The 12,778-nt window shown below is 61.8% G+C and carries 13 protein-coding genes; 2 read left to right on the top strand and 11 right to left on the bottom strand.

The window, feature by feature from the left end; translation table 11 throughout:
* Positions 1-12: 12 nt before the first annotated feature.
* Complete coding sequence (locus LJD17_RS11690; protein ID WP_227384366.1) at positions 13-468, bottom strand: hypothetical protein; 456 nt, start codon at positions 466-468, stop codon at positions 13-15.
* Between the two features lie 431 nt (positions 469-899).
* Here LJD17_RS11690 and LJD17_RS11685 point away from each other — a divergent pair, with 431 nt between their 5' ends.
* The gene (locus LJD17_RS11685; protein WP_227384365.1) at positions 900-2,615 is read left to right on the top strand and encodes a mechanosensitive ion channel family protein; all 1,716 of its coding nucleotides are present in this window, start codon (positions 900-902) and stop codon (positions 2,613-2,615) included.
* A 4-nt stretch (positions 2,616-2,619) separates the two neighbouring features.
* Here the strand turns inward: LJD17_RS11685 and greA are convergent, their stop codons facing one another.
* From greA to LJD17_RS11635, 10 genes are all read right to left on the bottom strand, one after another.
* The gene (gene greA, locus LJD17_RS11680; protein ID WP_227384364.1) at positions 2,620-3,087 is read right to left on the bottom strand and encodes a transcription elongation factor GreA; all 468 of its coding nucleotides are present in this window, start codon (positions 3,085-3,087) and stop codon (positions 2,620-2,622) included.
* 51 nt (positions 3,088-3,138) lie between these two features.
* Positions 3,139-4,272 (bottom strand): branched-chain amino acid ABC transporter permease, encoded by a 1,134-nt coding sequence (locus LJD17_RS11675; RefSeq protein WP_227384363.1) that lies wholly within the window; start codon positions 4,270-4,272, stop codon positions 3,139-3,141.
* On the bottom strand, positions 4,269-5,288 hold the full coding sequence (locus LJD17_RS11670; RefSeq protein ID WP_227384362.1) for a branched-chain amino acid ABC transporter permease: 1,020 nt from the start codon (positions 5,286-5,288) through the stop codon (positions 4,269-4,271). Before LJD17_RS11670 ends, LJD17_RS11675 begins: the two co-directional genes overlap by 4 nt.
* Positions 5,285-6,022, bottom strand: a complete 738-nt coding sequence (locus LJD17_RS11665; RefSeq protein WP_227384361.1) for an ABC transporter ATP-binding protein — start codon at positions 6,020-6,022, stop codon at positions 5,285-5,287. The genes LJD17_RS11670 and LJD17_RS11665 overlap by 4 nt, the downstream gene beginning before the upstream one ends.
* Positions 6,015-6,785: an ABC transporter ATP-binding protein gene (locus LJD17_RS11660; protein ID WP_227384778.1), complete on the bottom strand. Its 771-nt coding sequence runs from the start codon at positions 6,783-6,785 to the stop codon at positions 6,015-6,017. The genes LJD17_RS11665 and LJD17_RS11660 overlap by 8 nt, the downstream gene beginning before the upstream one ends.
* Positions 6,786-6,800: 15 nt before the next feature.
* Positions 6,801-7,991: a substrate-binding domain-containing protein gene (locus LJD17_RS11655; RefSeq protein WP_227384360.1), complete on the bottom strand. Its 1,191-nt coding sequence runs from the start codon at positions 7,989-7,991 to the stop codon at positions 6,801-6,803.
* A 102-nt stretch (positions 7,992-8,093) separates the two neighbouring features.
* On the bottom strand, positions 8,094-9,038 hold the full coding sequence (locus LJD17_RS11650) for a DMT family transporter (protein ID WP_227384359.1): 945 nt from the start codon (positions 9,036-9,038) through the stop codon (positions 8,094-8,096).
* Between the two features lie 201 nt (positions 9,039-9,239).
* Entirely contained in the window at positions 9,240-10,154 is a 915-nt protein-coding gene (locus tag LJD17_RS11645; RefSeq protein WP_227384777.1) for an SMP-30/gluconolactonase/LRE family protein, read from the bottom strand.
* An 87-nt stretch (positions 10,155-10,241) separates the two neighbouring features.
* Positions 10,242-11,042 carry a universal stress protein gene (locus LJD17_RS24250; protein ID WP_227384358.1) on the bottom strand — a complete coding sequence of 267 codons (801 nt, stop codon included), beginning with the start codon at positions 11,040-11,042 and terminating at the stop codon, positions 10,242-10,244.
* 128 nt (positions 11,043-11,170) lie between these two features.
* Positions 11,171-11,995: a polyphosphate kinase 2 family protein gene (locus LJD17_RS11635; protein ID WP_227384357.1), complete on the bottom strand. Its 825-nt coding sequence runs from the start codon at positions 11,993-11,995 to the stop codon at positions 11,171-11,173.
* Between the two features lie 144 nt (positions 11,996-12,139).
* Between LJD17_RS11635 and LJD17_RS11630 the strand changes: the two genes are divergently transcribed.
* Complete coding sequence (locus LJD17_RS11630; protein ID WP_227384356.1) at positions 12,140-12,775, top strand: glutathione S-transferase family protein; 636 nt, start codon at positions 12,140-12,142, stop codon at positions 12,773-12,775.
* Positions 12,776-12,778: the final 3 nt, after the last annotated feature.

Here is a 12,778-nt window from a genome sequence, read left to right as displayed (position 1 = left end):
GCGACGAGCCTGTCATAGATGGGGTGGGGCGTCCTGGCGGGTTTCTTCTTCCAATTTTAGATCGCTGAGAAAATTCGGATTCGTCCAGATCTCGGCCGCCGGAACCCAGCCGATGGGTTCTCTCATCTGCGGTACGAGATAAACGAAGTCTTCGCTGATCTTTTCAATCGTGCAGGGATAGGCGCGCCGGTCTCCTGGTGGGCGATAGACGACCGTTGCCCCCTTCTTCACCTTGCCGGTGGCAACCAAGGACGGAGACTTGTCTTCAGCGTCCAGTTGCTCTGGCTGCGGCGCATTGTTCCGGCTGGCCCGAAACCGGTCGAGGGCTGCGATGGCCACCCGAGCGCGGTCCCGATATCGCTCCGTCACCACCCTCAGCACCGAGCCTTTTTCCCGCCCGGGATACCAAGCGGTACCGCCGATCTTGGCCAGTTCGGCCGCAACGATTTCAACCTCTTCATCATTCATGGCGTCGGCTCCTGGCTAGGCCGAAGGGGGCTCCCCATCAGCTGGTTAGTGGATGTGCGTCACAAGAAACAAGAAGATTGGGAGGCGAGGTAATATTCCTGATGCTCGGATTCATGGAGACCCAATTTATTCTGCGACGAATTCTTGAGTGGGTAAATAGGTGAATACCATTACTTGAACTGATACATCAGTTTGCTTGCCGATGACCTGGACGCGCATCGCGGCATGGCTCTGCCTATCGGTCCTGTCAGTCTGCGATAAGACATCATGCCTTTGTCGGTACTTGCCTTACCGGTCATCTTCGGTGGAAACCGTTGTGAGTCAGGTCTAGAGTTCCTCACGCCAGATGACCGAGGCTTAACACGGTAAGACACATGAAGATCCCTCACAGACGCCACGTTCGGGAAGCTGCCATCCCTTTGATCTGCCTCATGCTGGTGATCTTGTTTGGGAGCGTGCAATTCTTCGCAACCCCAGCGGCCCTCGGAAGCCTTCGGCTTCTTGCTCCCGCCGAGACATCGAGCCCGCGGACAACGTTGGAGGATTTCCGCAACAATTCTCGGCGCGCCACGGCGCTCCTGATGGACGCATATCAGGAGAATATCCAGGAGCCGGGCATTTTCTGGAGCCCCAGCGTCAAGGAAAAGGTCAAGGAGGCGGAGGCTCTTCTGGCGCGGGCTTCCCGGGCGCTCGACTTGAGAGAGGTGCCTCCGGTGGAGCTTGAGCATCGGAGGCTGGAAGCCACCTTGCTTCTGAAGGAGATCCTCGACCGTTTGCCTTTGCCCGACGCCAGTACCATTCCGGGCGACGAAACGGTCGGCAAGAGCCCGATCGCCAGTTGGAACATTCCGGGCACCGAGATCCGCATTGCGAGGGTCGCTGAGGGCGCACACGCGGGTGAGTACCTGTTCTCGAGCGAGACGGTCCAGCAACTGGACAATGTGTACCGCCTTATCCGTGATCAGCCCGACATCGCAGGCGGCAATTCCGATTTCTATGACTTCTTCAGTCAATCTCCGGGCCATCTTCTGCCCCCGAAATGGTATATTTTCATCGAGAAGCTGCCCGCGACTTTCCGCGTGGAGATCGAGGGGCAGGCCCTGTGGCAGTGGATCGGTCTTTTCCTGCTGATCGGTCTTTCGGCGTGGTCCGTCGCGGGTGTCCGACGGCTGGCTCAGAAGGCGGCACACCACGGGACCGGCCTGACATCCCTGCTGGCGACGATCGTGGCGCCGGGAGCGATTGCGGTGGCGTGCCTCGTTACCGTCGCTGTCGCGGATTACGAGATCAATCTCACCGGCCGGGTCAATGACATCGTCGGACAGGTCGGGCAGGGTATTGCGTACGTGGCATTGGTCGTGGCGGTGTTGAAGTTTTCGAACGGTCTGGCCGGTCAGCTCACGTTCTCCCGTTCGGAAAGCATCGATGCGCATCTCGCCCGTGCGGCGGTGCGGATCGGCGGCATCGTGGTCGGTATCGTGCTGCTGATCTATGGGGCTTCCTATCTCGGGATCCCCCTCGCGGGATTGCTGGCAGGTCTTGGCGTGGGCGGTCTTGCGGTGGCGCTCGCCGCCAAGCCGACCCTTGAGAATTTTATCGGCGGATTGATCCTTTATGCGGACCGGCCTGTTCGGGTGGGAGATCTCTGCCGCTTTGGAAATCTTGAAGGGCGTGTGCAGGAGATCGGCATTCGCTCGACCCGTATTCGCGGGCTGGATCGGTCCCTGATCACGATCCCCAACGCGACCTTTGTGAACATGAACATCATCAACCTGACCAACCGGGATCGCATGCCCTATGTCCGGTCGGTCGGTCTGAAGGCGACCGACAGTATCGCCATCCGTCGCGAGGTGGAGGACATCGCCAATCTGGTCACGGGGCATCCCGACATCGAACCCGGTTCCGTGCAGGTCCGGCTGCGCGACGTGCATGAGGAGACGCCGAAGGCCGAAGTTCAGGCCCTGATCAGGACGGCACGCTGGGACGAATTTCTTCGCATTCAGCAGGATATCGATTTGATGCTCAGGGACGCGTCCATCGAACCCACAACCAGCGAGACGGGAGAGACGGCGCCGGAGGGCTCAAACGTCTACCCACTCAAGGATGCGTCCGAAGCGGAAGGCCCAAAAGCCTCAACCGCATCCTGAAAGCTTACTCGATCCGCGTAATCTCCGCCTCCGTATGGGCGACAGCGATCGTATCGCCGATCTGCTTTCCGAGCAGAGCCTGGGCGAGGGGGGAGACGTACGAGATGCTCCCCTTGGCCGGATCGGCTTCATCCTCTCCGACGATCCGGTAGGTCTGGGTCCGCCCGTCGTCCCGCTCGAAGGTGACTCGGGAACCGAAACGGACATGGCTTTGATCCGTCGGAGGAGGGACGAGTTCGGCTGCCGATTTCCGGTGGGACCAATATCGGAGATCGCGGGATACTCTTGCGATCTCGCCCTTATCGTCCGCCTCATGAGCGTGCGCGAGACGATGCCGCAGATCCTCGATCATGCGATCGATCTGCGTCAGGCCCTCGGGCGTGACAAGGTTCTGGTGCGGGCTGAGCGGGCGATCGGGTAGGTCCTCGAAGGCCTCGCCACCTTCATCTTCCCGAACAAAGGCACGGCTCATCGCTGCAACCCTCCACTTTACCTAAGGAAAACGATTCTGAGCCGGCTTGGTTCAGCCAAGCTCGTGCGACCGTCCCCGTTTGCGCAAGTGGCCGACGATCCCGCCTGGAAAGGCGTAGACGCTGACGATGAACAGAAGACCCAGCCACAGCAGCCAACGATCAGGATGAACCAGATCGGGCAGGATGGGGATCCCGCTCAGCGTCTGGCTGCCGGCTCCCATGAGCACTTGGAGATAGCTCTGGGCGAGGACGAACAGGGCGGCGCCGATAATGGCCCCGTAGAGCGTTCCCATGCCGCCGATCACCACCATCAGCAGGATGTCGATCATGATCGAAAACGACAGGGTCGTGTCGGGACCGTTATAGCGCAGCCAAAGGGCCAGGAGCGCCCCGGCGACGGTCGCGGCCATCGCTGAAATAACCGAGGCGGCCGTGCGATAGGCAACGACCCGGTAGCCGAGGGCCTCGGCCCGAAACTCATTCTCACGAATGGCCTGCAGCACACGTCCGAAGGGCGAGTTGACGACCCGCAGAAGCACCAGGAAGAGCACGGCGGCCGTGATGAAGATCATGTAGTAGGCCAGGATGCGTCCGTTGATGGCCAGGCCGAGGATCGGCTCTGCAAAAGGACGGAAGGCCGGGCGCAATTCAGCGGGAAGCTGAAAGGACAATCCGTCCTCGCCGCCCGTAATCGCCGATAGCTGAGACGCCAGAACGGCGACGGCGGACGCAACCGCGAGGGTGATCATCGAGAAGAAGATGGCCCGTACCCGCAACGAGAGGAGCCCGATGACGGCTGCAAGAACGGCGGAAAGCGCCAGCGCCGCCACGAGGCCGACCGCGACCGATTCCCAGGAAGGGCCGAGCCGCTCGAGGGCGATCGCGATTCCATAGCCGCCAATTCCGAAGAACATCGTATGGGCGAAGGAAACGATGCCCGTGTATCCGAGAAGAAGATCATAGCTCGCCACGAGAAGCACGAAGACGCAGATCTTCGCGGCCGTGCTCAAGGGCTGGCTGCCTGAGAAAAGAAACGGCGCTGCGGCCAGGCAGGTGACGATCACGATCAGGATGAGGGACAGGGCCCAGGAACGTGGCGTGTCGGACGACAGGAGCCATGAGGACGGACCACGACGAATGCGGGTCTCGGTGAATGAGCGGGCCGGGGCGGAGGAGCGTGTCATCGGCGTGCCACCGGAAAGAGGCCTTGGGGACGCCAGATCAGCACCAACGCCATCACGAGAATATTGGACACGAGAGCCAGTTTGGGGGCGAGAAACCCGACATAATTGGCCATGAGCGCGACCAGCACCGAGCCGACGAAGCACCCGCCGACGGATCCGAGGCCTCCGATGATGATGACGATGAAGACCAGCACCATCACCTCCATTCCCATGCCCGCGGTCAGCGTCTGGCGGTAGAAGGCCCACATGACGCCCCCGAGCCCGGCAAGGGCGGACCCGGCGACGAACACGCTGACGAACAGGCGACGGATACGGTAGCCGAGCGCTTCGACCATTTCAGGATTTTCGACGCCCGCCCGGATCAGGAGGCCGATCCGGGTGCGGTTCAGCAGCACCTGCATGGCGAAAAAGACCAAGAGACCGATCCCGATGGCAACGACCCGGTAGCGCTCCATCACGATGTCGCCGATCACGAATGCGCCGCGCAGGGTCTCGGGCACGGGAACCGGAATCGGCGATGCGCCCCAAATCGCGTGGATCGCCTGTTCGGCCACGATCAGTCCGCCCATGGTCACGAGGATCTGCTTGAGGTGATTGCCGTAGACCGGGCGGACGATCACCCGCTCGAAGACCACGCCGACCACCGCTGTGAGACCCATGGCTGCGGCAATGCAGAGAACCAGCAATGCCAGATTGAGGCCGATGGAGTCCGCACTTGCCCAGCCTGCGAGCGGGCCAAGCACCAGGAGGGTCGCGTAGGCACCCAGGGAGATGAAGACGCCATGGCCGAAATTGATGATGTCCATGAGTCCGAAGACGAGCGTGAGACCCGAAGCCATCAGGAAGATCATCATGCCCATGGCGAGTCCCGCGACGGTCAACGTCACCCAGGCGGAGACATTCCCGACCAGGGGCAGGGTTGCGATGGCGAGGACGGGAACGAGAATCAACGGGATCCAGTCGATCCTGGCGCGGGGCAGGGAGGTTTCAATGGGTTCGGCGGCAGCATTGCTCATTGGTGGGAATCCAGGCTGAGGCCGAGGAGGCGCTGCTGCAGGGCTTTATCGGCCACGAGGTCGCTCATGGCGCCGGAATGGACGATGAGGCCGTCGTCCATGACGATGACGTTGTCGCCCAGCTGAGAGGCAGCGTGAAAGTTCTGTTCGACGAGGAGAATCGTTTCCCCCGCAGCCTTGAGAGCCCGGAAGGCTTCGATCATGCTGTGGATCATGACCGGCGCGAGCCCTTTCGTCGGTTCGTCGACAAGCAGCAGCCGTCGTGGCTCGGCGATGGCCCGGGCGATCGCCAGCATCTGCTTCTGGCCGCCCGAAAGGTGGCCCGCCGGCAGATTCCAGAAGCGCTTCAAGGCCGGAAACAGGCCGAACATCCAGTCGAGACGCGAGCTATGGACGGGACCGTTGCGAGCCGCCAGCACGATGTTCTCGCGGACGGTGAGGTCGGAGAAGATCGCCATGGCCTCGGGCACATACGCGATGCCCGAGCGGGCGATATCCGGTGACGGCAGGGCCGTGATGTCGCGTCCGTCGAAGTGAATGCTCCCAGAGGAGGCGCGCCAGAGGCCCATGATCGTTCGGAGCATCGTGGTCTTGCCGGCTCCGTTGCGGCCCAGCAGCATGGTCAGCTCACCGTTGGGCACTTCGCAATAAACACCATGGAGAATGTGGTATGGGCCGATGTGGGTGTGGACACCCTCCAGGCGGAGCAGCGGCTCATCGATGCCCTTAGCCATGGGATGAGGCCTCCAGGCCGAGATACGCTTCCTGCACGACGGGCGAGGCTATGACTGCCCCGGGCTCTCCATCGGCCACGAGGTTTCCGTTGTGAAGAACGATGATGCGATCGGCGAGTGAGCGCACCACATCCATCTTGTGCTCCACGAGCAGCACCGTCGCGTTGCCGCGATCCTTGATGTCCTGGATCAGCTCGAGAACCGTCGGGACCTCGTCGACGCTCATCCCGGCGGTGGGCTCATCGAACATGAAGATCTTCGGCTCCATGGCAATCAGCAGCGCCACTTCGAGCTTGCGCTGGTCGCCATGGGAAAGCGCGCTCGGGGTCACATATCGTTTGTCGGAGAGCCGGACCTGCTCAAGAATGGTCTCGGCCCTTGCGATCAGATCACGGCGATCGTTCCAGACGGACAGGAGCGACCAACCTGCTTGGGCGCGACTTTGCACGGCAAGGCGCACATTTTCCAAGGCTGTCAGTCCGGGGAACAGATTGGTGAGCTGGAATGCCCGCCCGAGGCCGCGTTTCGCACGACCTGCGGGTCCGAGGCCGGTGACGTCGGACCCTTCGATCAACACTTTTCCCGCGCTTGCGTGCAGCTGTCCGGAGATCAAGTTGAAGTAGGTTGTCTTGCCTGCTCCGTTCGGCCCGACAATGGCCGTCAGCCTTCCCTTCATGAAGCGGCACGAAACGTCGTTGACGGCCACGTGACCGCCAAACCGGATCGTGAGCCCGCGCGTTTCAAGCGCGGGCGGAGAGAGCATTGTCGGGGCCACGGATCAGCGCTTGTTGCGAACGGGGATCGGCAGCTTGTCGGCCGGAATCGTATCGACAAGATCGAGCAGGTCGTTCTGGTCCTTGCCGTCGGCCTTCACCTTGAAATGGTACATCACCTGAAGCGCCTGATGGTCTTCCTTCCGGAACGTCATCGGTCCCTTCGGCGTCTCGAACGACATGCCTTCCATGGCCTTGATGAGCTTCTCGGGATCTGTCCCGCCAGCCTTCTCGATGGCCGTGAGGGCCGCTGATGCGGCCGCAAAGCCGCCCGCGGTGAAAAAGTCCGGCGGTGCGCCGTAGCGCTTCTGGTGCTCCGTCACGAGCCAGTCGTTCATGGGGTTCTTCGGAAACGCGTAGTAGTAGTAGATCGCGCCTTCCATGCCTGGATAGTTCTTGTAGATCTGCATCGCCGGCAGGATGTTGCCGCCCGGAGCGATCTCTATGCCGAAGCGCTCTGGCTTGAGATCGGCGATCTTCGGCAGTGGGTGCTGACCGGCCCAGATGATCTCGATGATCTTCTTTCCCGGCTTGTCCTTCAAGGCATCGAACAAGCGCTGAGCAGAGGCGGTAAAGTCCGTGGCGTTCTGGGGTGCGTATTCCTCGAACACGACCTTGGCGTTCGGTCGGATTGCTGCGAGCGCGCTCTTGAGCGCCGCGACGCCATCACGGCCGAAGGCGTAGTCCTGGGCAAGCGTCGCGATGGTGACTTCGCCCGTTGCCGGAACGGCCGCCGCCGCGCCGTAAGCGTCCTGCGTGGAGTTGCGGGAGGTTCTGAAGATGAAGCGATTCCACTTCTCTCCGGTGATCGCATCGGCGACGGCCGGCTCAACGATCAGAACCTTGCCGTTTTCCTCCGCCACGGGCAGCATGGCGAGGGCGGCGGCCGATGAGGTCGTGCCGACCGCGATGTCGACCTGATCATCGTTATAGGCCTGCTCCAGCAGGGTCTTGGCGAGGTCGGCCTTGAGCTGATCGTCCTTGACGATCACGTTGATCTTGCGGCCGTTCAAGGCCATCGAGCCCTTGGTCAGGTACTCGAGGCCCATCATGAAGCCGGCTTCGGTCTGCTTGGCATACGCCTCCAGAGGCCCGGTCTTGCCGGCAATGAGTGCGATCTTGATGTCCTGTGCCAATGCCGAAGAGGCGAGCAGTAAGCCTGCGGTTGCGGCAGCGACGGATAAACTGAGGCGCATGGGTTCCCCCCGTTGTGGTTGGAACCATTGACTGTCCGGCGTTCCGCGATGTCAAGCTGGACACAAAGATGAACCACAGGGTCGGAACCGCCGAAGGGCTTCTCAGGCTTCCGGCAGGACGGGCGCCTCGACATCTTCGGCAATGCGCCCCCGCCGTGCCGCCTGATGTTCCAGCACGAGGAGGATGAGGCCGGCGCCACAGATGATCGCGGCTCCGACGAGCGTCCAGAATCCGACGACGTCCCCGAAGAACAGGTACCCCAGCACGATCGCCCAGACGATCAGCGTGTATTGATAGGGAGCAACCACCGATGCCGGGGCGAGCTTGAGCGAGCGGTTGACGCAGGCATGGCCGCCCATGGAGACGATTCCGAGCAGAAACAGTGCTGCCAGCTCGATCGGTCCGGGAGTGACCCAGGCGAAGGGCGCGGTGGCGCAGCCGAAGACCAGGGCGCCGAGAATCTGGCCGAGAACCAGAGTGGCGTCATGGGTCTCACGCAGCTTCCGGGTCGTGATCATCAGCAGTGAATAGAACACGCTTCCGGTCAAGGCGATGAGGGCCGGCAGAGACAGGGTAGCCGGAGAGGGGCGTAGCGCCACGAGGACGCCCACGAAGCCGACCGCAATGGCTGCGATCCGTGGCAGGTCGAGCTTTTCGCCGAGCATGAACACGGCGAAGGCCGCCACATAGATCGGCCCCGCCAGATAGTACGTCATCACGTCCGCAAGGGGCAGATAGGTCACGGCCCAATAGAAGCAGGCGACCTCCAGGGTCGAGAGCGTGATCCGCAGGAGGTGAAGTCCCGGCTGCGGCGGGATCTTGAACGGGACTTTCTGGCGGCGCATGAGCGGCAGCAGGATGGCCAGGGCCGCGATGCTGCGCAGAAACAGAACCTGGCCAACGGAATATGTGGCGACCAGCCATTTCCCCATGACGTCGTTCATGGCGAACAGGAAGACGCCCAGAAGCATCAAGCCGATGCCATACACCGCTCCCGAGCGGATCTTCGCCGACGAGGTCACGCTCATCGCCGCGGGTCCGTCCATCTATCAGCTCCGGCAGCGGTGAGTTCCGGATCGTCGGGGGGCATGGCAAATCTCTTCATCTGGCCGCCTGCGTTCTTCCAGGCAAAGGCCGAAAGGCAATCGTGATCGGCCCTTCATGAGGGAAGCGAGTCCGGTTCACAAGCGCTCAACGGGCATTCATGCCCCGTTCCCGGGGCATGGCCATCCTCAAATGGCTCTGCCTCAAACGGTCTTGGCGCCGTTGACCGGAAGCATGATCGCGTAAAGCGACGTGGTTGCGCAGATATAGAGGCGGTTTCGCTTCGGGCCGCCGAACGCCACGTTCGCGACGACCTCGGGCACCAGGATCTTGCCGATCAATGTTCCGTCAGGATCGTAGCAATGGACCCCATCGCCGGCGCTGGTCCAGATCCGTCCCGCTTCATCGAGCCGAAAACCGTCGAAGAGCCCGGCCGTGCAGACGGCAAAGACGCGCCCGTCGGTCAGCTTGCCGTCCCGATCGACGTCGAAGACCCGGATATGGCGTGGCCCGTCCTCCACATGGGTTGCGCCCGTATCGGCGACGTAGAGGCGCTTTTCATCCGGCGAGAAAGCGATCCCGTTCGGGCGCACGAAATCGTCTGCGGCGATCGTGACGGCGCCGGTCTGCGGATCGACGCGATAGACATGGCAGGCACCGATCTCGCTCTCCGCCTTATGCCCTTCGTAATCTGAATCGATTCCGTAGGCGGGATCGCTGAACCAGATCGAGCCATCGGATCTCACGACCACATCGTTGGGGCTGTTGAGGCGCTTGCCGCCGTAATGACTCGCGAGGACAGTGATCGAGCCGTCATGCTCCGTGCGGGTCACGCGGCGATTCCCGTGCTCGCAGGTGACGAGGCGGCCCTGCCGGTCGACGGTGTTGCCGTTGGAATAGGCCGCCGGTTGCCGGAACACGCTGACATGGCCGGAGGTCTCATCGAGCCGCATCATCCGGTCGTTGGGGATATCGCTCCAAACGAGATAGCGACCGGCCGGGAAATAAGCCGGTCCCTCCGCCCAGCGGAATCCCTCCGCGAGCTTTTCGAGCCGGGCGGACGAGATCACGAGCCGCCGGAAGCGTTCATCGAGGACAAGTGCGGTATTCGCCGTCATGCGATTTTCCGTCATGGGATTTTCCGGACGTCAGAACAGGTCACATTCCGGCAACGGGGCCTCACGACTGGGCTCAGCCTTGTTTTTCTAATGGGCCATCAGGACCGGGATGGTCGTGTTTCCGAGGATGTGGCTCGTTGCTCCGCCGAAGAACATCTGCCGCAGGCGGCTCTGGGTATAAGCCCCCTTCACCAGGAGATCGCAGTTCAAGGCCGCCGCTTCCGACAGGATCGCTTCACCGGGGCGGTTCGAGGGATCGGCGGCCACGATGGCATCCGCGTTGATGTTGTGCATGCGAAGAGAGCGAACCAGTTCGGATCCCGAGGGGCCCGGGACGCCCCAATCCTCGAGTTCGAGCACGATGGTGCGGCGGGCCCTGGCGAGAAGCGGCATGGCGCCCATGACGGCCCGGGCCGTTTCCGTGCTGCGGTTCCAGGCGATGACGATGGTGTTCCCGAACGTCGAAGGGGGCTGTGGCGGTGCGATCAGAACCGGCCGTCCGGTTTCGAAAAGAGCGGCTTCGACGGTTGAAAGACGGGTGTGGCCGTCGACACCGTCCGGGCGGCCCACGACGGTGATGTCGAAAACGCGTCCATAGGCCCCGAGGAAGGCATCTTCCATCAGCCCGTCCTGGCGCCAGCCGAAGCTGAGACCGGCCAGGGCCGATGCTGCCCGAGGGATCTGCTTCTTGATCATGAAAGCCTCGAAGCGCTCCCGGCAGGATTTCGCCATCTCGGCCCGGTTCTCGGGGGTGATGGGCGAGGGAACGCCGATGGCGATATCGACGGGCAGAACCACCGGATAATCGGGAGTGATCGCCACGCCTTCCATGTAGCTGTCGAACATGGTGCCGAGATGCAGAGCTGTTTCAAGAACAGGCTCTGCCACGCCGTGATCTTCAATGGGAACGAGAATGCTTTTCATACGGGATATTGTCGCGCTCAAGGGGCTTCTCGGCAAGCCCCTCAAGCCAAGCTTGACGGCCAGGAGGGGCCAAGGCCAGTCATCCCTTGGGATCAGTCGACTGTAAAATCCTTGGGATCCCACGATTGTTTCGGGTATTTCGGGTCCATGTCCTCAAGCGTCGCCTTGACGATACGGGCGATGATCGCGTTGCGGACCCATTTCCGGTCGGCCGGAATCACGTACCAGGGCGCCCAGTCGGTCGAGCAACGGTTGAGCATGATCTCGTAGGCCTCCTGGAAATCGTCCCACCGCTTCCGGTCCTCCAGATCGCCGGGGTTGAACTTCCAGTGCTTCTTGGGATCGTCGAGGCGTTCCTGCAGACGCTCCTTTTGCTCGTCCTTCGAGATGTGGAGCATGAATTTGAGGATGACGGTGCCGTTGTCGGTCAACATCCTTTCAAAGGCATTGATCTGCTCGTAGCGCTGCTCGATGGCTTTCTTGGTCGCGAGCTCACGCACTTTTCCGACCAGCACGTCCTCATAGTGAGACCTGTTGAAAATGCCGATCATCCCGCGTTTGGGAGCCGCCAGATGGGCGCGCCAGAGGTAGTCGTGAGCCAGTTCGGCTTCCGTCGGCGCCCGAAACGCCGTCACCGAGACGCCGATCGGTCCCGTCTCATTGAAGACGCCGCGGATCGTCCCGTCCTTTCCGGCCGTATCGGTTCCTTGGAGAATGACGAGCAGAGACCGCGCCCCTTCGGCGTAGAGACGGTCCTGCAGCGCATCGATATCGCGCGCCAGTTCCGCCGTCTCCGCCTTGGTGAGATCCTCATCGCCCAAACCGCTCTTGTCGCGCGGATCGAAATCCTTGAGCTTTACGGTCTTTCCCGGCTTGACCCGGTATTTTTCGACCAAGGCATGAGTCCGATCCGACATGTTGTCTGTTTCTCCTGCAAAAGGCACCGGCGACAGAACACGACCTTAGAGCAGGCGAACGGAATGGAAAGGTTGCAGCTTTACTCTCCCGTGGAAGGAAACTAATCAGGCTTGCGGTCAAGCTTTGAACGGAAGGCGAATTCGATGCTCGCGCTCTACTACTTTCCCGGCAATGCCAGCCTTCTTCCTCACATGATGTTGCGGGAAATCGGGGTGGAGTTCGAGCTGCGCCTCGTGAACAGGGAGGAGAACGCGCAGAAGAGCGCGGAGTATCTCCGGCTCAATCCCAACGGCCGCATCCCGGTTCTGGTCGATGACGACCTGGTGCTGTTCGAGACTGCCGCCATCGCGCTTCATCTGGTCGACAAGTTTCCGCAGGCCGGATTGGCGCCGCCTGTCGGCACCAAGGAGCGGGCCCAATTCTACAAGTGGATGATCCACCTTTCGAACACGCCGCAGGCGGAATACCGCGCCTGGTTCTATCCCTATGAACACGCGGACGATGAGGCGGCTGTCCCGAGCGTCAAGCACGCGGCCGAGCGGCGGCTGAATCACATGTTCGACGTGATCTCCGCTCAACTGGGCGACAAGACCTGGCTTCTCGGCGATCAATTCTCCGCCGCAGACTTGTTCCTGCTGATGCTGATCCGCTGGGGCCGCGGCATGCCCCGTCCGCCACGGACGCTGCCGAACCTTCTGGCCTTGGCCGAACGGGCGCTTGCGCGCCCGGCCGTGCAAAAAACGTTCGAGGCCGAAGGGCTCAAGGCTCCCCTGATATGACCC

Source organism: Microvirga rosea, assembly GCF_020595095.1.
GTDB classification, from domain to species: Bacteria; Pseudomonadota; Alphaproteobacteria; order Rhizobiales; family Beijerinckiaceae; genus Microvirga; species Microvirga rosea.
Note: the sequence above shows the minus strand (reverse complement) of the source record. Positions and strands in the feature narration are given on the sequence as shown.